Source organism: Stappia sp., assembly GCF_965276915.1.
In the GTDB taxonomy this organism is placed as follows: domain Bacteria; phylum Pseudomonadota; class Alphaproteobacteria; order Rhizobiales; family Stappiaceae; genus Stappia.
On record NZ_OZ255709.1, the window covers coordinates 4,262,196 to 4,285,561 of the forward strand.

25 protein-coding genes are annotated in these 23,366 nt (G+C 66.2%); 12 read left to right on the top strand and 13 right to left on the bottom strand.

The window, feature by feature from the left end:
- Window positions 1–68 precede the first annotated feature (68 nt).
- Both ACQY46_RS19930 and ACQY46_RS19935 read right to left on the bottom strand, forming a co-directional pair.
- A complete protein-coding gene (locus ACQY46_RS19930) occupies window positions 69–842 on the bottom strand; it encodes an AraC family transcriptional regulator (protein ID WP_428697718.1) in 774 nt (257 codons plus the stop codon).
- 270 nt (window positions 843–1,112) lie between these two features.
- Window positions 1,113–1,265 (bottom strand): hypothetical protein, encoded by a 153-nt coding sequence (locus ACQY46_RS19935; RefSeq protein ID WP_428697719.1) that lies wholly within the window; start codon window positions 1,263–1,265, stop codon window positions 1,113–1,115.
- 281 nt (window positions 1,266–1,546) lie between these two features.
- On the opposite strand from ACQY46_RS19935, the gene ACQY46_RS19940 reads away from it, so the two are divergent.
- From ACQY46_RS19940 to ACQY46_RS19960, 5 genes are read left to right on the top strand one after another with little or no spacing between them, the layout of a single operon-like run.
- Window positions 1,547–1,864 carry a hypothetical protein gene (locus ACQY46_RS19940; protein ID WP_428697720.1) on the top strand — a complete coding sequence of 106 codons (318 nt, stop codon included), beginning with the start codon at window positions 1,547–1,549 and terminating at the stop codon, window positions 1,862–1,864.
- Complete coding sequence (locus ACQY46_RS19945; protein ID WP_428697721.1) at window positions 1,842–1,991, top strand: hypothetical protein; 150 nt, start codon at window positions 1,842–1,844, stop codon at window positions 1,989–1,991. The genes ACQY46_RS19940 and ACQY46_RS19945 overlap by 23 nt, the downstream gene beginning before the upstream one ends.
- 30 nt (window positions 1,992–2,021) lie before the next feature.
- Window positions 2,022–2,279 (top strand): hypothetical protein, encoded by a 258-nt coding sequence (locus tag ACQY46_RS19950; RefSeq protein ID WP_428697722.1) that lies wholly within the window; start codon window positions 2,022–2,024, stop codon window positions 2,277–2,279.
- On the top strand, window positions 2,257–2,619 hold the full coding sequence (locus tag ACQY46_RS19955) for a hypothetical protein (protein WP_428697723.1): 363 nt from the start codon (window positions 2,257–2,259) through the stop codon (window positions 2,617–2,619). Before ACQY46_RS19950 ends, ACQY46_RS19955 begins: the two co-directional genes overlap by 23 nt.
- Window positions 2,610–2,885 carry a DUF1488 domain-containing protein gene (locus ACQY46_RS19960; RefSeq protein ID WP_428697724.1) on the top strand — a complete coding sequence of 92 codons (276 nt, stop codon included), beginning with the start codon at window positions 2,610–2,612 and terminating at the stop codon, window positions 2,883–2,885. The genes ACQY46_RS19955 and ACQY46_RS19960 overlap by 10 nt, the downstream gene beginning before the upstream one ends.
- 47 nt (window positions 2,886–2,932) lie before the next feature.
- Here ACQY46_RS19960 and ACQY46_RS19965 read toward each other — a convergent pair whose 3' ends face one another.
- Together ACQY46_RS19965 and ACQY46_RS19970 are read right to left on the bottom strand one after the other, a co-directional pair.
- On the bottom strand, window positions 2,933–3,358 hold the full coding sequence (locus tag ACQY46_RS19965; RefSeq protein ID WP_428697725.1) for a DUF2267 domain-containing protein: 426 nt from the start codon (window positions 3,356–3,358) through the stop codon (window positions 2,933–2,935).
- 12 nt (window positions 3,359–3,370) lie between these two features.
- Entirely contained in the window at window positions 3,371–4,315 is a 945-nt protein-coding gene (locus tag ACQY46_RS19970) for an AraC family transcriptional regulator (RefSeq protein ID WP_428697726.1), read from the bottom strand.
- Window positions 4,316–4,418: 103 nt separating this feature from the next.
- Between ACQY46_RS19970 and ACQY46_RS19975 the strand changes: the two genes are divergently transcribed.
- Window positions 4,419–5,636, top strand: a complete 1,218-nt coding sequence (locus tag ACQY46_RS19975; RefSeq protein WP_428697727.1) for an MFS transporter — start codon at window positions 4,419–4,421, stop codon at window positions 5,634–5,636.
- Between the two features lie 263 nt (window positions 5,637–5,899).
- Window positions 5,900–7,210, top strand: coding sequence for an MFS transporter (locus ACQY46_RS19980; RefSeq protein ID WP_428697728.1), 1,311 nt, complete (start codon window positions 5,900–5,902; stop codon window positions 7,208–7,210).
- A 129-nt stretch (window positions 7,211–7,339) separates the two neighbouring features.
- Here ACQY46_RS19980 and ACQY46_RS19985 read toward each other — a convergent pair whose 3' ends face one another.
- The 4 genes from ACQY46_RS19985 to ACQY46_RS20000 are packed head-to-tail and all read right to left on the bottom strand — an operon-like array spanning window position 7,340 to window position 11,612.
- Window positions 7,340–7,963 carry an ABC-type transport auxiliary lipoprotein family protein gene (locus tag ACQY46_RS19985; RefSeq protein WP_428697729.1) on the bottom strand — a complete coding sequence of 208 codons (624 nt, stop codon included), beginning with the start codon at window positions 7,961–7,963 and terminating at the stop codon, window positions 7,340–7,342.
- 20 nt (window positions 7,964–7,983) lie between these two features.
- A complete protein-coding gene (locus ACQY46_RS19990; RefSeq protein ID WP_428697730.1) occupies window positions 7,984–9,633 on the bottom strand; it encodes an MlaD family protein in 1,650 nt (549 codons plus the stop codon).
- A 17-nt stretch (window positions 9,634–9,650) separates the two neighbouring features.
- Window positions 9,651–10,466 (bottom strand): ABC transporter ATP-binding protein, encoded by an 816-nt coding sequence (locus ACQY46_RS19995; RefSeq protein WP_428697731.1) that lies wholly within the window; start codon window positions 10,464–10,466, stop codon window positions 9,651–9,653.
- A complete protein-coding gene (locus tag ACQY46_RS20000; RefSeq protein ID WP_428697732.1) occupies window positions 10,467–11,612 on the bottom strand; it encodes an ABC transporter permease in 1,146 nt (381 codons plus the stop codon). It lies immediately after the preceding gene.
- A gap of 240 nt (window positions 11,613–11,852) precedes the next feature.
- On the opposite strand from ACQY46_RS20000, the gene dgcN reads away from it, so the two are divergent.
- Together dgcN and dgcA are read left to right on the top strand one after the other, a co-directional pair.
- A complete protein-coding gene (gene dgcN / locus ACQY46_RS20005) occupies window positions 11,853–12,866 on the top strand; it encodes an N-acetyltransferase DgcN (protein ID WP_428697733.1) in 1,014 nt (337 codons plus the stop codon).
- Window positions 12,863–13,846 (top strand): N-acetyl-D-Glu racemase DgcA, encoded by a 984-nt coding sequence (gene dgcA, locus ACQY46_RS20010; RefSeq protein ID WP_428697734.1) that lies wholly within the window; start codon window positions 12,863–12,865, stop codon window positions 13,844–13,846. Before dgcN ends, dgcA begins: the two co-directional genes overlap by 4 nt.
- A gap of 21 nt (window positions 13,847–13,867) precedes the next feature.
- On the opposite strand, the gene ACQY46_RS20015 is transcribed toward dgcA, so the two are convergent.
- Window positions 13,868–15,100: an MFS transporter gene (locus tag ACQY46_RS20015; protein ID WP_428697735.1), complete on the bottom strand. Its 1,233-nt coding sequence runs from the start codon at window positions 15,098–15,100 to the stop codon at window positions 13,868–13,870.
- Window positions 15,101–15,227: 127 nt separating this feature from the next.
- On the opposite strand from ACQY46_RS20015, the gene ACQY46_RS20020 reads away from it, so the two are divergent.
- Window positions 15,228–16,484: a protein phosphatase CheZ gene (locus ACQY46_RS20020; RefSeq protein ID WP_428697736.1), complete on the top strand. Its 1,257-nt coding sequence runs from the start codon at window positions 15,228–15,230 to the stop codon at window positions 16,482–16,484.
- 170 nt (window positions 16,485–16,654) lie between these two features.
- Window positions 16,655–17,704, top strand: a complete 1,050-nt coding sequence (locus ACQY46_RS20025) for a DUF2336 domain-containing protein (RefSeq protein ID WP_428697737.1) — start codon at window positions 16,655–16,657, stop codon at window positions 17,702–17,704.
- Between the two features lie 23 nt (window positions 17,705–17,727).
- On the opposite strand, the gene ACQY46_RS20030 is transcribed toward ACQY46_RS20025, so the two are convergent.
- The 3 genes from ACQY46_RS20030 to ACQY46_RS20040 all read right to left on the bottom strand — a co-directional run bounded on the left by ACQY46_RS20030 (window position 17,728) and on the right by ACQY46_RS20040 (window position 20,664).
- Window positions 17,728–18,717 carry a threonine ammonia-lyase gene (locus ACQY46_RS20030; RefSeq protein ID WP_428697738.1) on the bottom strand — a complete coding sequence of 330 codons (990 nt, stop codon included), beginning with the start codon at window positions 18,715–18,717 and terminating at the stop codon, window positions 17,728–17,730.
- Window positions 18,718–18,814: 97 nt separating this feature from the next.
- On the bottom strand, window positions 18,815–19,858 hold the full coding sequence (locus ACQY46_RS20035) for a glycosyltransferase family 4 protein (RefSeq protein ID WP_428700528.1): 1,044 nt from the start codon (window positions 19,856–19,858) through the stop codon (window positions 18,815–18,817).
- On the bottom strand, window positions 19,858–20,664 hold the full coding sequence (locus tag ACQY46_RS20040) for a UDP-2,3-diacylglucosamine diphosphatase (protein ID WP_428697739.1): 807 nt from the start codon (window positions 20,662–20,664) through the stop codon (window positions 19,858–19,860). The genes ACQY46_RS20035 and ACQY46_RS20040 overlap by 1 nt, the downstream gene beginning before the upstream one ends.
- A gap of 202 nt (window positions 20,665–20,866) precedes the next feature.
- Here ACQY46_RS20040 and ACQY46_RS20045 point away from each other — a divergent pair, with 202 nt between their 5' ends.
- A complete protein-coding gene (locus ACQY46_RS20045) occupies window positions 20,867–21,646 on the top strand; it encodes an SDR family oxidoreductase (RefSeq protein ID WP_428697740.1) in 780 nt (259 codons plus the stop codon).
- A gap of 147 nt (window positions 21,647–21,793) precedes the next feature.
- Here ACQY46_RS20045 and ACQY46_RS20050 read toward each other — a convergent pair whose 3' ends face one another.
- The gene (locus ACQY46_RS20050) at window positions 21,794–23,119 is read right to left on the bottom strand and encodes an OmpP1/FadL family transporter (protein WP_428697741.1); all 1,326 of its coding nucleotides are present in this window, start codon (window positions 23,117–23,119) and stop codon (window positions 21,794–21,796) included.
- Window positions 23,120–23,366: the final 247 nt, after the last annotated feature.

Consider the following 23,366-nt stretch of genomic DNA (forward strand, 5'->3'; position numbering starts at 1 on the left):
TTGCCGGAGGGGCGCGCTCCCTGCAGGCGCGAGGCGCGATCAGCGGGACAAACCGGGATGCGGCCAGGTCAGCGGCTGAAATAGCGCCCCGGCGTCACCCCGAAGGACTTCTTGAAGGTGGCGACGAAGGCACTCGGCCCCTCATAGCCCAGCCGGTCCGACACTTCGCCGACAGCCATTCCCTGCGACAGCCACTCGACCGCCTTCATCAGCTTCGCCTGCCGTCGCCAGGCGCGGAAGGAAAGCCCCGTCGCGGCCGGAAAATGCCGTTCGAAAGAGCGCAGGGACAGGTTCGCCCGCCCCGCCAGGTCGGCAGCGGAAAGACCGGCCGCCGGATCCTCTATCAACGGCCGGATCGCTTCGCGCAGGCGCGGCTCCTCGGGGATCGGCAGATGCAACGGCGCCACATGGGAGGCGGCGATCTGGTCGACCAGAACGGCGGCGAGCCGTCCGGTCGTATCACCTGCGTCATAGTCGGGCGCGCAGGCCATGAAGGCGAGGATCAACTCGCGCAGCAATGCCGTCACCTGGACCACGAACGGCTCCTCCGGCATCGCCGGAAGCCCCTCGGGGCGCATGTAGAGGAAACGGACTTCCGTCTCCGTGTGATAGCTGGAGTGGTGCAGGACGCCCGGCGGAATGAAGATCGCCCGCTCCGGCGGCACGACGAAGCTGCCCCCTTGCGTCGCCACCGTCACCGAACCGCGCAGGATGTGAAACAGCTGCGCCCGCCCGTGGGCATGGGGCCGCGTCACCGAGCCGGCCGCCTCCGTCCCCACATAGGAGATGATCGGGTCCGGATGCTCCTCCGGAAACTTCGTCTGACGCAGCGGATGGATCATGGGACCGTAGGTGTCGGAACGCCGGCTCCCGGCACCATACAGGCAATGCCCTGGCCACGCCATGCTTCCGCCATGCCCGCGCCGGACTTCTGACCGGGCCTCTGTCCGGGCCTTCCGCCAGCCCTTCCGTCAGCCCTTCCGTGAGCGCGCCAGGCGGCCGTGTACCGTAAAACGAAACAATAAAATCAAATCGAACCTCCCGAAAAGCATCTATTTTGAAAATAAAACCCAAATCGAACTTCATATATTCAAAGTCGCCTTATTTGAGACTTAATTACATCTGAAAATAAAGATCGTATCTAAAAGATAATTCCAGAAAATCCGCAGCCCGAAAAACTCCGAAAAACGGCGCGTACTTGCCATCGGCGTGGCCATCGCCTCCTGTTTGCCCGACCGGTCCGCGAGAGCCATGGGCTCGTTCATGCGGACATCCTGAAGGTCGACAAGATGACCGCCCGCACACGCAATCCGTCCTCCGCTTCCCGACCGCTTTTCGGCTCGCCGGTCTTGCCGATGCCCGGCCGCCCGGCGAGTACCGGGTCGACCGCGAGGACAAGATGACCGAAGGGCTTTCCTGGGCCGCGTGGCCCAGGGTCGGAACCTTCATCCATTTGCCCGCGATCGGCTCCAGGGCAACAACGCAACAGATGGTGCGGATCGATCCCCGCAACTGTCGACGCCATAAGTGAAAAGGAAGATCCACAATGACCACGGCAAGTTTCAGGCAACGCTATGCCAGCCAGTCCGCGGGTGACGCGGGAGAGCATCTCCTGAGCATCGGGCAATCCGTCCGCCTGAAAAGCGCGATAGGCAAGACGACCGGGCAGGCGCAGGTCTACCGCATCACCGGCATGATGCCGGCATCCGGCGGCGGCGCCCAGTACCGGATCCGCAATGCAGAGGAGAACCACGAGCGGGTGGCGCTCCAGGACGAGCTGGAACCTGTCGACACGGCAGGCACCGGCGCCAACGCAACCTTGATGGAAAGGACGTTTGGGCATGGCCAAAGGACAAAAGCGTAGCAACCGGGAAATCCGCAAACCGAAGCAGAAGAAGACGGAGGCCAAGCCGGAAGCGCCCTTCGCCAACGGGATCAAGCTCTCGGTGATCTCGAGCTCGACCGGCCAGCGCGAAAAGAGCAAGGCCTGAAGGCCTGACCGGCCGTTTCAGGAGCAGGCAATGAAAATCGTGATCGAGTTCTTCCGGCTCCGGAAAACGGACAAGGCACATGCTGTCATCGGTCGCGAGACGGCCGATGCCGTCGATCGCGACGACGCGATCGCGATAGCCGGGCGCTTGATGGAAACGCTTGAGCTGCCACAGCGTCCGGACGGTATGACGATAACCGATGCCGAGGGCACGGTGCTTCACTCCGGCCCTGTCAGCAACGGCCGGGATACCGCGGAGAACGACAATGATGAAGACCGCAAGGCATGAACCAGATGGCGAACCGGATCCCGTGAAGACCGCCATCTGGGAAACCGAGGGCACCGGCACCGGGCACAACACCCGGATGGACCAGCACTTCGGCAGGCGGATCGAACCGGATCGCACCTGGACGATCTATCACGTCTATAGTGGCATGCCGGCCGTCGCCGGCGGTCAGGGCATGACCGGCCTGAGCCGTTCGGATGCAACCGACGGCATGCTGTTCCTCAACGATCGCAACGCCAGGCGCCGGGCGCTTCGAAACGGCGGCGAAAACAAGCCCGAGCGCGGTCTTTCGGGCTTCCTGCGGGCAGCGTGGCGCCGGACCGGACACCTCTCATGGCATTGAGTTTCCCCAATCCCAGCCGGAGCTTCGACGAAAGTCGCAAGGGCGTGCGTTTCGTCGGCCATGACGGCGTGTTCGAGGTTCCCTTCTTCATAGAAGCGGATGCACTTGCGAAAGCCGGCGGCACCACCGCCCGCCCCGATATCTCCCAGGACGGCTGCCTGTCGGCTTTCGACCGGCTGCGCACCACCATTCACGACGTCGCGCGCGCGATCCACGCAAGACGTCGCGCCACGTCCCACATCCTGAACGCCTCGGACTTCCGGTAGAAGGAAACGGCCGCCTCACAAGCTGGCCGGTGCTTCCGCCTTCCGCCTCACGCGGGCAGCGACCAGAACCTGGCAGCGTCTTCGGGAAGGGCGGCAAGAACCCGGTCAAGGGCCTGCCGGTCGACATGGCTGCGAAGCGCCCCTGCCACATCGGCAATCGCCGTCTCGGGCGCGAAATTGTGGTGCCTCCGCAGAGCCTGTATCTCGCCGGTCATCTCCTCGCGGCGGCTGAAATCCCGTTTCGGCGCGTCCAGATCCCAGTCGGCAACGAAGAGCGCGCGAAGAAGCGGCGGCAACACCGCGGCGAAGCGGATCGCCTCCTCAAGCTCAAGCCGTGCCCGGAAGACCTGGAACACGCCCTGGACCATCGTGTAGGTCTGGTTGCGGGTCGCAAGGCCGGCGCGGTCCCGCGCGTCCTCCAGAAACCGGTCGAACACGGCCGATGCGGTCGAATACTCGGCCGGTATCGTCAAGATCGCCTCCCCTCACCGCGCCTTCCGCGCCTGGCCCGGCGGCTGGCCGGTGACGCGCTTGTAGGCCCGGCTGAAGGCCGCCTGCGACTGGTAGCCGAGCTGGCGGGCGACCTGGTCGATCGACATCCGGTCGCGCGACAGCCACTGCGCGGCAAGGCGCATGCGCAGCGCGCCCACGTAGCGCAGCGGCGTGGTTCCGGTGGCAGCGGCGAAACGTTCGGCAAAGACCGAGCGGGAGCTGCCCATCGCCGCCGCCATCTCGGCAAGTGTCCACTCTCGCCCCGGATCGCGGTGCAGGGCGGCGAGCACCCGGCCGAGCCGCTCGTCGCGCAGCGCCGCGACCCAGCCACTGGCATCGCCGCACCCGCACTCGACCCAGTTGCGCACGACGGACGCGGCGACCACCTCGGCCAGCCGCGCCAGGATGCCGGCCGTGCCGGCCCGGTTTGTCGACATCTCGCGTTCCATGGCATCAAGCAGCGGCCGCACCTCCGGCTCCTTGCCCGGTATGGACCCCACATGCAGCACCGACGGCATCAGCTCGATCAGCGGGTGCAGCGTGTCGAGCTCGAACTGCATCGCAGCGGAAAAGATCAGCACGCCCTTCTCCGGAGAGGTCTTCCCGCATCCCGGCTCGAAGGAACACATGCCCGGACAGAGCGGCACCGTGAGAAAGGTCTCGATGGGGCGCACCTCTGCGTCCGCTCGCGAGACAAGCGCATGTTCGTCGCCGCGCGGCAGCAGGACGGCATCGCCGCAGGAGAGCGGCATCAGGTCTCCCGAGGGCGACCGCAGCAGCCCCATGCCGCCGGCCACAAAATGGAAGCGTGCCTCGGTCGAGGCCGGGAACGCGGCTCCCAGCGGAGGCGGGAGATGCAGCTTGCCATAGCTCGCGCCGCGCATGCGCATGCCCATCAAGAGCTCGCCGATAGGATCCGAGGGAACAGGCGCGTTCATGGCACATCCGGCTTTTCGATCAATGATTGGAGGATATGTGTCATGGATCGTCCGGAAAGACCACCCATCTATCACTCATCTCGCTCCTAAGATGGGGACTTCAATGACTAGCGAACACACCGCCGCCGGCACTCCGGCGGCAACCCTGACGGCTGCCTGGGCGGCTGTCTTTTCCATGTGCCTGGGGGTTTTCGGCCTCGTAGGCGCGGAGTTCCTGCCCGCCAGCCTCCTGACCGACATGGCGCAGGATCTGGGCATCTCCGAGGGTCTCGCCGGGCAGGCCGTGACCGCAACGGCGGCAATGGGCGTCGTCGCAAGCCTGAGCGTCGCCGCCCTCACCCGCTCGATCGACCGGCGCCGGGTGCTGCTCGGCTTCTCCGCCCTGCTGGTTCTCTCCAACCTCGTCGTCGCCTTCTCGGCCAGCGTCGAGGTCCTGCTGGTCGGCCGGCTGATGCTGGGCGCGGCGCTTGGCGGCTTCTGGTCGCTCTCCACCGCCGTCGTCATGCGGCTCGTGCCCGAGGCGAGCGTGCCCAAGGCCCTGTCGATCATGGTCTCCGGCGTCTCCGCCGCGACGATCTTCGCCGCCCCTGTCGGCAGCTATGTCGGCGACATGTTCGGCTGGCGCGTCGCCTTTGCCGGCGCGGCGGGGCTGGGACTGGCGGTCCTTGCCTTCCAGTTCGCAACACTGCCCTCGCTGCCCTCGCGCGGCCGGGCGCGCTTCGGCATGCTGGTCGAGCTGATGTCGCGCAAGCGGATCGCGCTCGCCATGCTGGCCGTGCTGATGGTATTCGGCGGGCACATGTCGCTCTTCACCTATATCCGCCCGTTCCTTGAAACCGTCACCGACATCGGCATCACGGCGATCTCGGCAACGCTGCTCGCCTTCGGCGTCGCCAACTTCATCGGCAACTACCTGGGCAGCATGCTGGTCGCCCGCTCGCTGCTGATGACGCTCGCCGTCATGCCGCTGACGATCGCGGTGCTGGCCTTCCTGCTCGCCACGATCGGCGGCACGTTCGTCATCGACCTGGCGCTGATCGCCCTGTGGGGCCTTGCCTTCGGCACGGTTCCGGTGGCGTGGTCCGCGTGGATCGCCCGCTCGGTGCCTGACGAGGCGGAAAGCGCCGGCGGCCTGCTGGTCGCGGCGATCAACCTTGCCATTGCCCTGGGTGCGGCGATCGGCGGCCTGATCCTCGACCTGAGCGGCGTCCAGAGCGTGTTCCTCGCCAGCGGGTCCGTGCTGGTGCTGGCGGCGATCACGGTCATCGCGGGCGTAGACGCCAGGGCCCAAAGCACGGCAGCGGAAGCGGCCGGGGCCTGACCGGGGCCTGACCGAGGCACCCCCAACCACAAGTTGGCCCTCGCCGGACCATGCCTGCGTGTTCAGGAGCGGTTCGGCGAGGGCGGGCATTCGTCGCTTCATCGACATAAATTGACAAAATAGCGATAACACGCAGACGGCCTTTCGCGGTAGAGGATTGGCAACGCGGTGATGCAGACGCCTCCTGGCCACCCCTCCCCGGTTGCCAACCGGTCGCAGGCGCAAGTCCCCGCCGCCCTTGTTTCCTCTTGCGGATGAACCCGATGCCAGACCGTCGCCCCAGCACCACCTCCACCGCTCCGGTGGAGACGATACCGACCCTGGTCGCGAGCGAGGCCGGCGCGGCAATGCTCGGCGCGCCGCCGCCTTCCGGCGCACCCGTGGGCACCGGCTGGCGCTCGCCGCTGGTGCTGCTGATGATCATGGCGGCGGCGATGCAGCTGTCCTTCGCCGCCTGGTGGAACCTGATGAACAATTTCGCGGTCCACGAGCTTGCCTTCACCGGCCGCGAGATCGGCATCCAGCAGTCGATCCGCGAAATCCCCGGCTTCCTCGCCTTCACCGCCATCTACCTGCTGCTGGTTCTGCGCGAGCAGACGCTCGCCTACCTGTCGCTGGCGCTGCTCGGCGTCGGCGTCGCCGCGACCGGCTATTTCCCCAGCACCTGGGGCTTCTACATGACCACCTTCGTCATGTCGGTCGGCTTCCACTATTACGAGACGATGAACCAGTCCCTGTCGCTGCAATGGCTGCCAAAGGAAAAGGCGGCCGCCGGCATGGGCAAGATCCTCTCCGTCGGCGCCTTCGCCCAGCTTGTCGCCTACGGCATGATCCTGGTCGCGTGGAAGACCTTCAACCTGAGCTTCGCCACCGTCTTCCTGATCGCCGGGCTGCTGACGCTGGTGGTACTCGCCTTCCTCGTCATCGCCTTCCCGCAGTTCCGCGAAGGCGTGCCGCAGCGCAAGAAGCTGGTGCTGCGCAAGCGCTACTGGCTGTATTACGCGCTGACCTTCATGGGCGGCGCGCGGCGGCAGATCTTCACCGTTTTCGCCGGCTTCCTGATGGTCGAGCGCTTCGGCTACGACGTGCACGAGGTGGCCGGCCTGTTCCTGCTGAACGGCGCGATCAACATGCTGCTCGCACCGAAGATCGGATCCTGGATCGGCAAGGTCGGCGAGAAGACCGCATTGACGGTGGAATATGTCGGGCTGATCGGCGTCTTCGTGACCTACGCCTTTGTCACCAACGCAAACCTGGCGGCTGCGCTCTATGTCATCGACCATGCCTTCTTCGCCGTGGCGATCGCCATGAAGACCTATTTCCAGAAGATCTCCGACCCGGCGGACATCGCGCCGACATCCGGCGTCGCCTTCACCATCAACCACATCGCGGCGGTGTTCATTCCCGCGCTCTTCGGCCTGATCTGGCTGGTCTCTCCGGCCGCCGTCTTCCTGATCGGCGCGGCCATGGCCTGCGTCAGCCTGGTGCTGGCCCGGCTGGTGCCGGACGATCCGCATGAGGGCAACGAGGTGGTGTTCTTCTGGCGCCGCGCCGCGCCGGCCCCGGCGGAGTAGGCGGCGGCAAGAGCCCCAAGGCATCTCGAAAAGCAGAACGGGCGCTTGCGGGAAACCCTGCAAGCGCCCGATTGTTTTTCGCAAGGCGATCGCTCGCCTTCATCTCACAAAAAACGCGCCCTCGAGAAATCAGACGTTGGACAGCACCCAGGCGGAAATCTCGCGCAGCACCGCGTCGGCCGCCGCGTTCATCGCCGCCACCGCGTCGGTGACGCTGGTGCTCTTCGCCGGCACCTCGGTGCGGAAGATGCGGGTCGCCTTGGTGCGGCCGTTGCGGTCGTTGACGAGGCGAACCATCATCTCCACGACGGCGCGGTCCTGTCCGTCGATGCGCAATTCGAAGGCGCGCAGGTCGCTCTGCAACTGGTAGTCGATCAGCAATCCCTCGCCCGGCAGGCCGACGCCGCGCAGGCCGCGCGTGTTTTCCAGCGACTGGACGATTTTCGCCTGCACCACCTTGGGCAGCGTGTCGGTCCACGCGGCTTTCGGGAAATAGGTATAGACCGGACCCGTATCGACCACGGCGATGGAGGCGGTGTCGAGCGCCTGCAGCGCGCGCGGCGCGGGAACCAGCACCTGCACGCGGGCGGCACGACCGGCCCGTCCGCTCTCCGCCGCCGGCGGCGTGGTCAGGCCGTAGTAGGCATCGGGCGCGCTTGAGCTTGCACAGCCGGCAACGACGAGCGCCAGCGACAGGCCGATCACCGAGAAGGCGCGCCTCAGGCCGCCAAGCCGAACATCATCCAACCGCATGCCCCGTCCCGTCTGCATTCTCATCGTCTTTGCGCCCCGCCGAAGGTGGGTTTGTCGTCGCCGCCGAAGATCACCCGCTGCGGATCGCGGTTGAGATCCGCGACCGTGCGCTGGATCTCCACCAGCGTCCGGCTGAGTTGTGCCATCGCACTGGAGAAATCGGCCGATCCGCGTGTGGTGAACCGCTCCAGCCCGCTGGTCACCGGTCCGACCCGCTCCGCCAGTACGTCGGCGACCTTGCGGATCGAGGCAGCGGCCTGCGTTGCTTCCGCGACCAGCCCCTCGCCGTCGCCCTCGACCATCGCGTCGACCTTGTCGACGACGCCCTGAAGGCGCGTGCCGGTGGCGTTGAGCTTTGCGGCAAGTTCCTGCGCATCGGCAAGGATCCGGTCGATCTCCGGCCCGCGCCCTTTCAGGCTCTGGCTGAACTCGGTGACGTTGTCGACAGCCTCGCCGGCCTTGTCGATGGCGGTCGTGATGGTCTGGGTGCGGGTCGCCAGTCCCCCCGAGAGCTCTTCCACCGAAGCGACGACGCTGGCCACTTTCTGCGGATCGACGGCGGCGACCAGCCGGTCGATCCGTCCGACCGTCTCGACCAGTTGCTCGCCCAGCACGCGCGCGTCGGAGAGCACCTTGCGGATGTCCTCCTCGCTCGCCGCGGCGACCGAGCTGACACTCTCGAAATTCTCCATGGTGCGCGTCGTCGAGACGACGAGCCGGTCGATATCGTCGGAGCGGTCCTTGAGGATCCCGGTGAAGGCGGCCACGCCATCGACGATGTCGGTAATCGCATCGGGCCGGATCGCGGCGATGACCTTGTCGAACTCGCCAAGGCTGCGTGTCAGGCCCACGGTGAACTGCTTCAGCTCCTCCGCCGCCTTTTCCGCGTCGTCGATCAGCCCGACGAGCCCGTCGGCGGCACTGGCGACCTTCGAGGTGACGGACGCCGCGTCGTCGACAATCTGGGTGACCTTCCCGGGCGGCACCGCATCGACGATTGCCGTGGCGCTGTCGACAAGCCCCTCGAGCCGGCCGGACAGGCTCTGCAGCGCTTCGCCGGTGCTCGCCACGCTCGACATGAACGTGTCGACGCCATCGGCGTTCTTGGCGAGCGCATCGGAAAAGACGCGTGCGTTGACGATGATCTGGTTCACTTCCTCGCGGTTGTCCGTGACCACCTTCTCGATGGCGGCAAGCGTGGTATCGGCCCGTGAAAGGATGTCGCGGGCGCCCTCGACAATGTCCTCGAAGGCGGAACGCTCGGCATGGATCACCGGCGGCTCCTCGGCATCGGGATCGAGCAGGAGCGGCGCGTCGGTGGTGCCCCCGGAAAGGTCGACATAGGCGATGCCGGACAGTGTCTGGAAGCCGAGAGTCGCCTTGACGTCCCTGCGCAGCGGTGTCGACGGGCGCACCCGGATTGTCGCGATGACAACGCTGGGATCCTTCTGGTCGAACCCGAGATCACCGACATCGCCCACCTTGATGCCGTTGAAGTTGACGGCGCCGCCGACCGACAGTCCGGTGACCGCCCCGTTGAAGATCACCTTTACCGGTAGCGCGCGCGGCCCTTCGGCGCGGCTTCCCAGCCAATAGATGAAAACGAATCCGATGATGAGCGTCGCAAAGACGAACGCGCCGATGGCAATGTAGTTCGCGCGGGTTTCCATGCTTTTTCAGTTCCTGCTCATACCCGCCGCAGCGCCCGCTCGCCATTGAAATAGGACTGGACCCACGCATTGTCGAACTTCATCAGTTCCTCAATGGCTCCGACCCTGAGCACCTTCTTCTCTCCTAATACCGCGACGCGGTCGCAAATGGAATGCAAGCTGTCCAGATCGTGAGTCACCATGTAGACCGTCAGCCCGAGCGTGTCCCGCAACTTGCGCACCAGATCGTCGAAGGCCGCCGCGCCGATCGGATCGAGCCCGGAGGTCGGCTCGTCGAGAAAAACCAGATCGGGATCGAGCGCCAGCGAGCGGGCAAGGCTTGCCCGCTTGATCATGCCGCCGGACAGTTCGGACGGAAACTTCTCGGCCGCCGAACGTGGCAGGCCGACCATCTCGATCTTGAGCAGCGCCAACTCGTCCATCAGCCGCTGCGACATGCGCATGTGCTCGCGCATCGGCACCTGGATGTTCTGCCGGACCGTGAGCGAGGAGAACAGCGCACCCTGCTGGAACAGCACCCCCCAGCGCCGCTCCACCTCCTGCCGCTCGTCGGACGTCGCCTTCTGCAGGTCGACGCCGAACACCTCGATCGTGCCGGCGCGCTTGGGCGTCAGCCCGAGAATGGCCCGCATCAGCACGGACTTCCCGGTGCCCGACCCGCCGACGAAACCGAGAATCTCGCGCGCGTTGACGTCGAGGTCGAGATCCTTGAGCACAATCGTCGAGCCAAACCCGACGGTCACCCCGCGGGCGCTCAGGATGACCTCGCGCGAACCCGCGTGACCGGCCGGGGCCGGGTTCTGCGCGGGAAGACTGTCGCTTGCCGGCTGCATTCAGATTCCGATCGAGGAAAAGAAGATTGCGAAAAGCCCGTCCACCACGATCACCATGAAGATCGCCTTCACCACCGACATCGTGGTGTGGTGCCCGAGCGATTCCGCCGAACCTTCCACTTTCATGCCCTCCACGCAGGCAACCAGGCCGATGATCAGCGCCATGAACGGTGCCTTGATGATCCCGACCATCAGCGTATCGACGGTAACAGCCACCTGCATCAGGTCGATGAAAACGCGCGGCGCGATGTCGAGATAGATCCAGCTCACCAGCCCGGCGCCGAACAACGCCGCCAGGTTGGACAGAAAGGTGAGTACCGGCAGGGCAAGGATCAGGGCGAACAGGCGCGGCAGGATCAGGATTTCCGTCACTCTGAGGCCGATGACATGCAGCGCGTCGATCTCCTCGCGCATCTTCATCGAGCCGATCTCGGCGGTGAAGGCCGAGCCGGAGCGGCCCGCGACCATGATCGCGGTGAGAATGACGCCGATCTCGCGCAGCACCAGCACGCCGGCGAGATCGACCACATAGATGTCGGCGCCGAACTGGCGCAGGTAGAACCCGCCCTGCTGCGAAATGATCGCCCCGATCAGGAAGCTCATCAGCAGCACGATCGGCACCGCGCCGATGCAGGCCCGGTCGAACTGGGTCGCAACGGACACCAGGCGCAGGCTTCGAGGGCGCAGGAAGACACCGGACAGCACGCTGACCAGCGAGCCGACAATATGCAGCACGGCCTTGATGTCGCCGCCGACATCGACGACCTCGCGCCCGGTCTTCTCCAGGATGCCAAGCAGCGACAGGGGGTGGCGCTCCGGCTTCCAGGCCGGCGGGTGGTGCTGCTCGACCTCGCCGATAAGAGCCTCGTAGGAGCTGCGCACGCCCGTTCGCTCGACCCGCCCCCCGTGAAACTCGATATCCGCCTGCAGGCGGTGGATGAGCCAGGCTCCGGCGGTATCGAGCCCCTTGAGCTGCGACAGATCGAGCCGGACCGTCTTTGCGCGCGGGGTCGCGAACTCGCCGACGGCCTGCTCCATCGCCTCGCTGTTGCGGATCGTCCACGGCCCCTCGACCACGATCCGGCAGTCGCCGTCCCGGTCGCTGACCGAAATCCGTGGAATATCCTGCGCCGCGTGGACCGTCATCCGCCTCTGCCATTGTCGTGGATGCCATCTCGGCGGATCTCCGCCGGGCAAAGGTCGGAAGCTGCCGCAGGGTTTGCCGCACCGCCGCGCGCCCCCCTTGCCGAGCCTCCTCTCGCCCACGTATACCTTGACCCCGATGCAAGCGTCCAGCCGTGCGGGCCGGCGACATGCAGCCCGCGCCCGACACGCCCCCTCTCCCCTCGTGCCGGCCGGACATTCTTCAGGTATCAGGAGCATCCGATGGAAATCGCCCATCCCTATCTGCTGTTTCTCGGCGACGTGCCGGACGCGCTGGCGGCCAAGACAGGCCTTGGCATCGTCGACTGGCGCCGGGACTGGTGCCATGGCCAGCTCCGCCTGGACGGATGCAAGGCGGATGCAAAACTGCCCGACATGACACCGCAGGAAGCCGCGAAATCCGGCGTCAGGACGATGGTCATCGGCGCCGTCAATGCCGGCGGCGTGCTGCCGGACCATTGGATCGCCTCGGTGGTCGAGGCCCTCGATGCCGGCCTCGACATCGCCAGCGGCCTGCACATGCGGCTTGCCTCCGTGCCGGAAATCCGCGATGCGGCCGCCCGCAACGGGCGTCAGTTGCACGATGTCCGCCATTCAGACATGCGGTTCGACACCGGCAAGGGCACGAAGCGCAGCGGCAAGCGCGTGCTCGCCGTCGGCACGGACTGCTCCGTCGGCAAGAAATACACCGCCCTGGCGCTGGAGCAGGCCATGCGGGCGAAGGGCTTCGACGCCGACTTCCGCGCCACCGGCCAGACCGGCATCTTCATCTCCGGCCGCGGCGTCTCGCTCGACGCGGTCGTCGCCGACTTCATCTCCGGCGCGGCGGAATGGATCTCCCCTGCCGCCGACGAGAACCACTGGGACGTGATCGAGGGTCAGGGATCGCTGTTCCACCCCTCCTTCGCCGGTGTCACCCTCGGCCTCCTGCACGGCTCGCAGCCCGACGCCTTCATCGTCTGCCACGAGCCGACCCGCACCAACATGCGCGGCGTCAAGACCCCGCTGCCGACCATCCGGGAGGTGATCGACCTGACCATCGCCTGCGGCCGGTTGACCAACCCGGAGATCCGCTGCGTCGGCATCTGCATCAACACGGCCGCCCTCGGCGAGGACGAGGCACGCAAGCTGCTGGCCGCGACGGAAGCGGAATACGGGCTTCCCGCCACCGACCCGGTGCGTTTCGGCTGCGACAACGTCGTCGAGCGGATCGCAGCCGAGTTCGGCAAGCCATGACCGTCGAACTGGCGGTCGCAACCGACAGCTGGCCGATCGAGGGCGGTTTCACCATCGCCCGCGGAAGCCGCACCCACGCCCATGTCGTCGTGGCGACGCTGACTTCGGGGCCGCATGGCGGGCGCGGCGAATGCGTGCCCTATGCCCGCTACGGCGAGACCGTGGCCGGGGTGATGGACGAGATTGCCCGCCTCGCCCCCGAGATCGCCCACGGCCTCGACCGGGAGAGCCTGCAACTCGCCATGCCGGCCGGCGCGGCGCGCAACGCGCTCGACTGCGCCTTCTGGGACCTTGCCGCGAAACAGGCCGGCGTTCCCGCCGCCCAGCTTGCCGGCGTATCGGCGATGACGGCGATGACCACCGCCTTCACCATCAGCCTCGGCACGCCGGAGAAGATGGCCGAAGACACGGCCCGGGCCCGCACCAGGCCGCTCTTGAAGATCAAGCTCGGCGGCCAGGGCGACGATGCCCGCATCGCCGCCGTGCGCGCCGCCGCACCCGACGCACGCCTGATCGTCGACGCCAACGAGGCCTGGACCGAGGATCTGTTCGCCCGCAACATGGCCGCCTGCCTTGCCGCCGGGGTCGAACTGATCGAACAGCCGCTGCCCGCCGACGCGGACGGCGCGCTGGCAACGCTCGCCCGGCCGATCCCGGTCTGCGCCGACGAGAGCCTGCACACCGCGGCCGACCTGGAACGGCTCGCCCCGCTTTACGATGCGGTCAACATCAAGCTCGACAAGACCGGCGGCCTCACCGAGGCGCTGGTTCTGGCCCGCGCCGCCCGGCGGATGAATTTCAAGGTCATGGTCGGCTGCATGCTCGGCACCTCGCTTGCCATGGCCCCTGCGACGCTGGTCGCGCAAGGGGCCGACTATGTCGACCTCGACGCGCCGCTGCTTCTGACCAGGGACCGCGAGCCGGGCCTTGTCTTCGAGGGCAGCACGCTGCATCCCCCGCGACCGGCGCTCTGGGGCTGAACCCGGCGCGGCCGCGCGGGTTCAGCTCCCGCGCCGCGCCGCCAGTCCGGCGACCAGAAAGCCCCCTCCAAGCGCCGCGAGCCCGGCCATTGCCGCGAAGGCGGGGACCGCGCCGGTCGCATAGAGCAGGCCGGCGGCGGCGGAGGCGATCGCCGTGACCACCCCGCCCGCCATCGACATCACGCCCTGCGCGGCTCCCGCCCATTGCGGCGGGGCATTGCGCGCGACGAAGGCGACGGCGCCCAGATGCGTGGCGCCGAAACTGAGCCCGTGCAGCAATTGCAGGGCTGCGATCGACGCCGGATCGACCGCCAGCGGAAACAACAGCCAGCGCAGGACGGCGCCGCCGATCCCCAGCGCCAGCAGGCCGGTGACGCCGAGCCTTGCCCTCACCCCGGCCGACATGGCGAAGAGGCCGATCTCGGTGATCACCCCGAGCCCCCAGAGCCCGCCGACCCATATGCCGGACAGGCCGATCCCCGACCAGAACAGCGCGCTGAAGGCGTAATAGGCGGCATGGCTCGCCTGCACGCAGCCGGCGGCCAGCACGACCAGGATGAAACCGGTATCGAGAAAACGCGCCTCGCCGCGCAGCAGATGCAGTTTTGCAGCCAGGCTCCCCCGGCGGCGGCCGTGCCCCGCCTCCTCCGTCTCGAGCCCGGCAAGGGCAAGGTCAGGCGAGACGAAGGAGACCGATTCGTTTTCCAGGACCCGGATTCGCCCCAGCGGCACCGACCAGCCGGCAAGAGCGGCGCCTGCGAGACCGGCAACGATGCCACCGACCACAACTTCCACGGTCCATTGCCCGACCAGCGCGCCCCCCGCAAGGTTGGCAAGGATGAAGGAGATCGATCCCCACATCCGCATGCGGCCATAGTCGCCCTCGCCCTCCCGTTCGACCCGCGCGGCAAGGGCATCGCCGAGCGGCATCAGCGGCGACCAGGCGATGGAAATCACCACCAGCAACAGCGCGCTGGCAAGGAACCCTTCGACCACGAAGAACCCGGAAAAGGCGATTGCCGCCAACAGGCTGAGCAGGCCGATCGCCCGTCCGGGCGAGGCGAAACGGTCGACGGCGGCGGAGATCAGCGGGTTGGCCGCGAGCCGCACGACGAGCGGCACGGCAAGCAGCGTCCCGATCTCGCCGGCGCCCAGGCCCGCCTCTGCGAGCACCAGCGGGAAGAAGGGGAGAAACAGGCCGAGGCCGAAGAAATAGGCCGCGAACAGCGCCGCAACCCTGGCTCGCAGGGGCATGGATGGAGAACCCGTGTTCCGGTTGGACTGGCGTTCTATACCGATTTTAAGGATTTGGCGATTAAGCATGTGGGATCGCAGCCGGCATGCCGGCACCGGGAAAATTCAGGAACGCGGAACGACACTGATGGCTGACATGGGCACGCCCAGCGCGATCCGGGAGAGCGACTACGACGCGATCCTGACCGCCTTGACGGATACCGATCGCGGCCGCTGGTTCCTGCAGGAATACACCAAGCGAAACCAGAAGCCCGACACCCAGGTGGTGCTGGAGGCAATCGGCCGGCTGGAAAAGGCGATGACCCGCGAGCGCGCCGTGCCGAATCTCGACCGCATTCGCCTCGACATCGCCGACATGCAGGAAGCCATCGAGCGCACCAAGCGCGAGATCGCCAACATCAAGCACGAGCAGGAAGACGGCAACCGCTTCATCGAGGCCTCCAACGAACTCGACGCGATCGTCACCAAGACGGAAAGCGCCACCCAGGAGATCCTCGCCGCCGCCGAAGCCATCCAGGAAACCGCCTGGACGCTGCGCGAGAACGGTGCCGACGAGGCCAGCTGCGACGACATCGATGCGCGCGCCACCGAGATCTTCATGGCCTGCTCCTTCCAGGACCTGACAGGCCAGCGCACCCAGAAGATCGTCCAGGTGCTGCAATACCTGGAATCGCGCATCAACCTGATGATCTCGATCTGGGGCATCGAGGACGCCACCGCCACCGACACGAAATTCGTCGAGGACAAGCGTCCCGACGCGCATCTGCTCAACGGCCCCCAGATGGACGGCAAGGGCGTCTCCCAGAACGCCGTCGACGAAATGTTCGGCAGCCTCGCGAAGGACGCGGACGAAACCGGGGAAGACCCTTTCGAGGCCGCGGCCAGCGCCATGGAGGCCGAGGTCGAGGAAACCCGCGCGGAAGACGAAGCCGGTGCCGACGACAACGCGGGCGACGCCTCGGTCTTTGCCGGGGAAACCGCCTCGCAGGACGAGATCGAGGCGCTGTTCGCCTCCGCGCCTGCTGCCGATGACACCGACGAGGATCCCGCCGACGTCTTCCAGACCGTCCCCGAGGACGACGCCGGAGATCCCGACTATACGGCCGGCCTGGAATTCGACGACATCGATTTTGCCGAAGCCGATGTCTTCGAGCGTCCCGGCGCCAAGGCCGCGGCGGACGAAGCCGGCATGGACGACATCCTCCCCGAGGACGACATCGTCATGATCGACGATGAGGACACCGCGGCCTGGGAAGCGGAGTTCAAGGTCGAGCCGGAGGACACCCCGAAGCCGGCAAAACCCGCAAGTCCCCTGTCCGACGATGACGGCGACGATCCGATGGACCAGTTGTCGCCCGGCGAAAAGCAGTCCCTGTTCAGCTAGGGTCGGAACCCGGGCGGGTTCATGCCGGATCACTGCGGACATCGCCCTCCTGCCGCAGGGGAAGCGTCACTACGTAATTTTAACGCTCTGAAATTACGATTGTTCTTTGGAGGACGGCCTGTTTGCCGTTATCTGTTCCGAATTGAAACGACTGCATTGGACCATGGGGCATGATCCGGGACAGACTGGAGGAACTGGCGCGCATCCGTGAGCCCTCGGCTCGCTCGGAACTCGTTCGCCTGCTAAGTGCCCAATATGCCGACAAGCTTGAGCGCGAGCCGACCGACGCGGAGCGCTATCTTTTCTCCGGCCTTGTCCTTGATGTCTTCGAACAGCTCGAACATTCCGTGCGGCTCGACATTGTCGTTCGCCTGGCACGCACGGAGCGCATCACCCAGCCGCTCGCCGACCGGCTTGCCGAAGAGCCTTTCGATCTGTGCGAGCCGGTGCTCGAACATTCGCCGGTCGTCAGCACGGAGAAGCTGATCGAGGTGTCGCGCAAGCGCAGCGACCACCACCGGCTTGCAATCGCCCGGCGCATCCGCGTGCCCAAGGAGGTGGTCGACACGCTGGTGGCGCGCGGCACCTTCCCCGTTCTCAATGCCCTGCTGCAGAATGACGGATCGGAATTCGCGGTGCGGGCCCTGCTGGCACTGCTGATCCTTGCCGGATCCGACCAGCGCCTGCTCGGTGCCCTGGCGCTTCGCTGCGCCCAGGACGATGGCTTCCGCGACGACCTTCGCATGATCTCGCAGACCGACTGCCCGCTGATGCCGCCCGAACTGGAAAAGGCGCTCGACGACGACGAGACGCTGACCAGGATCGCCAGCCGCGCCGTTGCCGACGACCGCGACGCAGGGCTGGAGATCGGCGGCGAGCAGCTCTCGAAGCACGAGGTCCGCATCCAGATCGCCTCCGGCGAGCTCAGCTTCGAGAACATCCTGCTGACACTGCTTGAGCGCAAGGACATGGATGCGATTGTATGGCTCGTCTCGCGCCACCTGTCGCTGCGCGACGGCTCGGTGCGCGACACCTTCGCCTCGCAGGCCGGCGGCGCGGTGGCAATGCTGATGAAGGAAACCGGTGTCGGCCACAAGACCTACGGCAAGTTCCTGAAATTCCGCTGCGAATGGTTGGGAGTAGGCTCCTCGGGCGTTGCCGAGGAGGTCTACACCTATCGCACCATGCGCCACCCCGGCAGCAAGCGCACATTCAACTGAGGGCCTGTTGGCCGAGGCCCGGTTCACCCGGCGGCCAGCGCGCGCGCCATCACCTCGGCATCGATATTGCCGCCCGATAGCGTCAGCGCCACGCACCGCCCCGCAAGCGGCAGTTTTCCGGACAGTACAGCGGCAAGGCCGACCGCCCCGCCCGGCTCCACCACCAGTTTCAGCTCCCTGAACGCGAAGGCAACCGCCGCCATCGCCTCGGCATCGCTGACCGCAACGCCCAGCCGTGCCCGTCGGCTGGTGATCGAGAAACCGATCTCGCCCGGTTCGCGCGACAGCAACGCGTCGCAGATCGACCCGGATTCGCGTGCGTTGGAAACCCGCACTCCGGCTGCGAGCGAGCGGGCGTGATCGTCGAAACCCTCCGGTTCGACCGGAACCAGGTCGCAGGCGGGCAGGAGCGTTTCCAGCGCCAGCGCGATGCCGCTCGTCATGCCCCCGCCACCGGCGCAGGTCAGCATCGCATCGGGAGAGAGCCCCATGGCCATCGCCTGTTCGGCCAGTTCCGCGCCGATGGTTCCCTGCCCGGCGATCACCCCGGCATCGTTGTAGGGATGAACGAACGTCGCCCCGGTCTCGGCACCGATTGTCGCGGCAATCGCGTCGCGGTCCTCTTCACCGCGCCTGTAGGTGACGACGCGCGCGCCCGAGCGCCGGGTGCGTTCCAGCTTTGCCTGCGGCGCGTCTTCCGGCATGACGATGGTCGCCGGCATGCCCAGCAGCCGCGCCGCTTCCGCAACGCCCTGCGCGTGATTGCCGGAGGAGCAGGCGACAACACCGCGCGACCGCTCGTCTTCCGGAATCAGCGAGAGGCGATTATAGGCGCCGCGAAACTTGAACGACCCGGTCCGCTGCAGGTTTTCCGCCTTGAGCAGCACTGTCCCGCCGACAAGGGCGTCGAGATAGGCGGAGCGCAACAGGGGTGTCAGTACCGCCTCGCCGGCAATGCGTGCCCGCGCATCGACGATGTCCTGATAGGACGGGGCAACTGCGAAACTGTCCATGGAGGCCTCCACCGGAGCGAAAAGGAATGCCCTATCCGTACACGATGGCCACACGCGGAAGAAGGGCAAGACGTTCGCTCGCCACGTCTTTTGGCAATCAGGCCGCGCCAGGCATCGCGGCGTTGGCCGCCGCCGCATTGCAATTCTCGATGAACTGCCGGGTGCTCTGCGCCCAGCGATAGGTCAAGGCGACCTCGCGGCAGCGCATTCTGGAAACTCCAAGCGCGGCAAGCGCCGCCTGCCCCAGATCGGCATCGAGGATGCCGGCGCCGGTCCCCTCGAGAATGTCCTGCGGGCCCATCACCGGGTAGGCCGCCACCGGCACCCCGCAGGCAAGCGCCTCCAGCACGACATTGCCGAACGTGTCGGTCAGGCTCGGAAAGACGACCACGTCGGCCGCCGCATAGTGACGGGCAAGTTCCTCGCCGGTCTTCGATCCGGTGAACAGCACCTGCGGGTAGCGGGCGCGCAGCTCCGCCAGCTGCGGGCCCTCGCCGACCACGACACGCGTGCCGGGAAGGTCGAGATCGAGAAAGGCGGCGATGTTCTTCTCCACCGCCACCCGGCCGACATACATGAAGAGCGGGCCGGTACGGCTCTCCAGTTCCGCGGGGCGCGGTTCGCCCTCGCGCGGGCGGAACAGCTCATGGTCGACACCGCGCGACCAGCGCATCAGGTTGGTGAAGCCGCGCGCGCGCAGTTCGCGCTCCAGCGTCGGCGTCGCCACCATGCAGCCGTTGCCGGAATTGTGGAACCGGCGCAGCCATGCATAGGACCAGGAGACCGGCACCGGCACCCGCGCCGAAAGATACTCGGGAAAGCGCGTGTGGTAGCTGGTGGTGAAAGCCCGGCCAAGGCCGCGCGCCACCCGCGCCGCCAGCAGTCCCAGCGGCCCCTCGGTGGCGATGTGCAGATGTTCGAAATCCCCGGCCTCGATCCGCCGGCGAAGCGCCGCGGGCGTCGTCAGCGTCAGCCGGATCTCGGAATAGGTCGGGCAGGGAACGGTGTAGAAATCGGCCGGCGACAGCACCTCGACCCGGACACCCAATCGCAGCAGTTCCTCGACGGTGCGCTCGATGGAGCGCACGACGCCGTTGATCTGCGGGTGCCAGGCGTCGGAGACGATGAGCAGCGATTTCATCATGCGGCAGCCTGCGCGCCGCGCGGCGCCTCGTCGAGGGCCGGCAATTCGCGCGCCCGTTCCGCCCAGCGGATGATCTCGAACGTGCCGTCGTGATGCTCGGCAACCGCCGTGCAACTCTCCACCCAGTCGCCCGTGTTAATATAGTGCGTGCCGAACTCGTGGTGATCGGCGGCATGATGGATGTGACCGCAGATCACCCCGTCGACCCCCTGCCGCTCCGCCTCTCCGGCAAGCGTCTCCTCGAACTTGCCGATGAAATTGACCGCGTTCTTGACCTTCAGCTTGGCCCAGGCCGACAGCGACCAGTATTGCAGCCCCAGACGGCGGCGGAGCACGTTCAGCACCGTGTTGAGGTTGAGCGCGCTGACATAGGCCCAGTCGCCGAGGAAGGCGAGCCACCTGGCATGGCGCACGACCACGTCGAACCGGTCTCCGTGGATGACAAGATAGCGGCGCCCGTCGGCCGCCTCGTGGACAGTCTCCTCGATCACCTCGATGCCGCCGAAATGGGTGCCGAGGAAATCGCGCAGGAACTCGTCGTGGTTGCCGGGCGTGTAGACGATGCGCGCGCCCTTGCGGCCCTTGCGCATCAGCTTCTGCACCACGTCATTGTGGGCCTGTGGCCAGTACCACATGCGCCTCAGGCGCCAGCCATCGACGATATCGCCGACCAGGTAGATGGTCTCCGCATCGTGATACTTGAGGAAATCGAGAAGCAGCTCCGCCTGACATCCCCGGGTTCCCAGATGGATGTCGGACAGGAAGATCGCCCGGTAATGTCGCGGGGCCGGCTCGATGGACATGGCACGCTCCTGACAAGACTTTGAGCGTTTAAATGCGCGATTCCGGTCTCAGAAATATGACAGCACGCGGAAACGGCTGCCGTCCCGTGGCAAGGGCGGGGTCAACTGGACGCGTGGCCCGCCCCTCCGCTATCACTTCTTGCAACCGCGAACGCGGCCTCGACCAGCCGCTTCGGCGACATGTCACCCAGGGAGAACGGACATGGATCTTGGAATTTCCGGCCGCACGGCCATCGTCTGCGCCTCGAGCCGCGGCCTCGGGCGTGGCTGTGCCGAGGCCTTGGCCGCCGCCGGCTGCAACCTCGTCATCAACGGTCTCGACGCCGTTCGCCTCGACGCCACGGCCAGCGACATCCGCGCCCGTTTCGGCGTCGACGTGACCCCCGTGGTCGCCAATGTGTCGACCCCCGAGGGGCAGGAAGCGCTCATTGCCGCCTGCCCGGAGCCGGACATCCTGGTCAACAACAATGGCGGCCCGCCGCGCCGCGACTACCGGGAACTCGACCGCCAGGCGATGATCGACGGCGTCATCCAGAACATGATCTCGCCGATCGAGATGATCCAGAAGGTGGCCGACGGCATGGCCGAACGCGGGTTCGGACGCATCGTCAACATCACCTCGATCACGGTGCGGATGCCGCTTGCCGGCCTCGACCTTTCGAGCGGCGCGCGGGCCGGACTGACCGCCTTCCTGGCCGGTGTCGGACGGCCCTACGCGGCGCGCAACGTCACGTTCAACAACCTGCTGCCGGGCAAGATGGACACCGACCGGCTGCGCGGCGGGCTGGAGCGCGCCGCCGAAACCTCCGGCCGCAGCGTCGAGGAGGTCGGACGGGCGCAGGCGGCGGAAATCCCGGCCGGGCGCTTCGGCTCGGCGGAGGAGTTCGGGCAGGTCTGCGCCTTCTACTGTTCCGTTCATGCCGGCTATGTGACGGGGCAGAATATCCTCGTCGATGGCGGGCTCTACCCGGCCGCCTTCTGAGGCCGAGGGGCGCAAGAAAAAGCACCGGCGGAGGAGCTCCGCCGGCGCTGTTTCAACCGGTGCAATCGCGACAAGTTCGAACATTGTTTGCGCATAATTGCGCAAAAATTGATCGAAACTTGCAGTTTTTTGAGTCGCCGGACGGGCTCAGTAGCCGCGAACCGGATCGACCTCGCCGCGATGCTTCGGCCCGCCCCAGCGGTAGCGCATGGAGGCCGAGACGATGTTCACGTTGGCATTGGCCGTGCCGATATAGGTGCCGACCGCCGGGTCGTAGTCCTGATGACCCGGGCCGATATTGATGTTCGCCTTTTCGCCGTGGATATAGGTGTAGCCGAGGTCGAACGACAGGTCCTCGCTGAACCGGTAGGAGGCGCCGGCCGACAGCCACAGGCGGTTGGAATCCGGCAGGCGGGTCGTGCGGATCGCATCGTCGATCGGCGAGAGCTCGTAGCCGATGCCGGCGCGCATCGTCAGGTCCTCGGTGACGTCGTACTCGCCGCCAAGGGCGAAGTACCAGCCGTCATTGTAGTTGAAATGCAAGGACTGGATCGTCGCGCCAGTGGCTTGGTTGGTAACGCGCGGCGACTTCAGCCGGCTCCAGTTGGTCCACTCGGCCGTGCCGAAGACGCGGAAGGCATCGGTGACACGCTGCTTCACCGACAGGTTGACCATGTCCGGCGTGATCAGGTTCGCTTCAATGGCGGTGGTGCCGGCCGGGGTCTGTCTGCTGCCGCCGAGCGTGTGGGCAACGCCCGAGCGATAGCCAAGACCGATCTCGGTGCCCTCGAACGGCTTGTAGGTGACGCCGGCGGTCACGCCGAAGCCGATGTCGTCGCCTTCGAGTATGCCCGACGGGAAGCCCGGCACATTGGGGACGCCCGTCTTCAGCGACACGGCGAAATGCTGGAACTGCACGCCGAAGGCGACCGACAGCATGTCGTTGATCTTGTAGCCGATGATCGGGTTCACGTTGATCGACTGGACCTTGGAGGAACGGGAATAGAACTGGCCGGCCCAGTTCTGCCCCGGCTTGGTGGCGAGGCCGAAGGGGGCGTTGATCGCCAGGCCGAAGAACACCTGGTCGTTGACCTTGTAGGCGGTGTAGGAGGCCGGGATGAAGGCGTCGTTGCCGATATCGCCCGAGGGAACCGAACTGTTCGGCAGGACAATGGCGAAAGGCGGAAGCGGAACACCTGGCGAGGTGAACGTGCCGGTGATCTCCGCGTTGGGAACGATCAGCGTGTTGTGCGTCTCGAAAGTAAACCCTTCGCCCGCACCTGTAATCGTCGCCGGGTTCCAGAACATCGACGAGATCGACGGCCCCGTCGTGCCGTAGCCCGCAAAGGACATCCCCTGGTAGTAGGAGCTTTGTTCACGCAGTGCAAAACCGCCAGCCTGCGCAGACGTTGCCGCAACAATCCCGCCAACAACAGACAATGAAAGAATTACGGATGTTTTTTGTGTCAGCATGACTCGACCTTCTCCTCCCCGAATACTTACCGCGAGGCGATTGCCCCTCCCTCGCGGTCGTTTCGACAAGGATGGTCAAGTTGTCCCGGCTTCGCAATCGCGTTGGGAGCAGCACAATGCACGGGCTTTCCGGCGAAGAATGATCGAAACTGCGCTTCCGTAACGCGACCCTTCCCCTAGGGAATGGTCAAGCAATGGTTAAATCAGGACGTTTGACGACATTTTTGTAACGCCCTGTGCAGCCGTC

Bases quoted from the DNA above. Each gene is read 5' to 3' on its own strand.
- ACQY46_RS19930 (WP_428697718.1), bottom strand. From the start codon at position 842: ATGATCCATCCGCTGCGTCAGACGAAGTTTCCGGAGGAGCATCCGGAC.
- ACQY46_RS19955 (WP_428697723.1), top strand. From the start codon at position 2,257: ATGATGAAGACCGCAAGGCATGAACCAGATGGCGAACCGGATCCCGTG.
- ACQY46_RS20050 (WP_428697741.1), bottom strand. From the start codon at position 23,119: ATGCTGACACAAAAAACATCCGTAATTCTTTCATTGTCTGTTGTTGGC.
- ACQY46_RS19970 (WP_428697726.1), bottom strand. From the start codon at position 4,315: ATGAACGCGCCTGTTCCCTCGGATCCTATCGGCGAGCTCTTGATGGGC.
- ACQY46_RS19940 (WP_428697720.1), top strand. From the start codon at position 1,547: ATGACCACGGCAAGTTTCAGGCAACGCTATGCCAGCCAGTCCGCGGGT.
- ACQY46_RS20015 (WP_428697735.1), bottom strand. From the start codon at position 15,100: ATGCCCCTGCGAGCCAGGGTTGCGGCGCTGTTCGCGGCCTATTTCTTC.
- ACQY46_RS19980 (WP_428697728.1), top strand. From the start codon at position 5,900: ATGCCAGACCGTCGCCCCAGCACCACCTCCACCGCTCCGGTGGAGACG.
- dgcN (WP_428697733.1), top strand. From the start codon at position 11,853: ATGGAAATCGCCCATCCCTATCTGCTGTTTCTCGGCGACGTGCCGGAC.
- ACQY46_RS20040 (WP_428697739.1), bottom strand. From the start codon at position 20,664: ATGTCCATCGAGCCGGCCCCGCGACATTACCGGGCGATCTTCCTGTCC.
- ACQY46_RS20025 (WP_428697737.1), top strand. From the start codon at position 16,655: ATGATCCGGGACAGACTGGAGGAACTGGCGCGCATCCGTGAGCCCTCG.
- ACQY46_RS19975 (WP_428697727.1), top strand. From the start codon at position 4,419: ATGACTAGCGAACACACCGCCGCCGGCACTCCGGCGGCAACCCTGACG.
- ACQY46_RS19995 (WP_428697731.1), bottom strand. From the start codon at position 10,466: ATGCAGCCGGCAAGCGACAGTCTTCCCGCGCAGAACCCGGCCCCGGCC.
- ACQY46_RS20000 (WP_428697732.1), bottom strand. From the start codon at position 11,612: ATGACGGTCCACGCGGCGCAGGATATTCCACGGATTTCGGTCAGCGAC.
- ACQY46_RS20045 (WP_428697740.1), top strand. From the start codon at position 20,867: ATGGATCTTGGAATTTCCGGCCGCACGGCCATCGTCTGCGCCTCGAGC.
- ACQY46_RS19985 (WP_428697729.1), bottom strand. From the start codon at position 7,963: ATGCGGTTGGATGATGTTCGGCTTGGCGGCCTGAGGCGCGCCTTCTCG.
- ACQY46_RS19935 (WP_428697719.1), bottom strand. From the start codon at position 1,265: ATGAACGAGCCCATGGCTCTCGCGGACCGGTCGGGCAAACAGGAGGCG.
- dgcA (WP_428697734.1), top strand. From the start codon at position 12,863: ATGACCGTCGAACTGGCGGTCGCAACCGACAGCTGGCCGATCGAGGGC.
- ACQY46_RS19945 (WP_428697721.1), top strand. From the start codon at position 1,842: ATGGCCAAAGGACAAAAGCGTAGCAACCGGGAAATCCGCAAACCGAAG.
- ACQY46_RS19950 (WP_428697722.1), top strand. From the start codon at position 2,022: ATGAAAATCGTGATCGAGTTCTTCCGGCTCCGGAAAACGGACAAGGCA.
- ACQY46_RS19990 (WP_428697730.1), bottom strand. From the start codon at position 9,633: ATGGAAACCCGCGCGAACTACATTGCCATCGGCGCGTTCGTCTTTGCG.
- ACQY46_RS20030 (WP_428697738.1), bottom strand. From the start codon at position 18,717: ATGGACAGTTTCGCAGTTGCCCCGTCCTATCAGGACATCGTCGATGCG.
- ACQY46_RS20035 (WP_428700528.1), bottom strand. From the start codon at position 19,858: ATGAAATCGCTGCTCATCGTCTCCGACGCCTGGCACCCGCAGATCAAC.
- ACQY46_RS19960 (WP_428697724.1), top strand. From the start codon at position 2,610: ATGGCATTGAGTTTCCCCAATCCCAGCCGGAGCTTCGACGAAAGTCGC.
- ACQY46_RS20020 (WP_428697736.1), top strand. From the start codon at position 15,228: ATGGCTGACATGGGCACGCCCAGCGCGATCCGGGAGAGCGACTACGAC.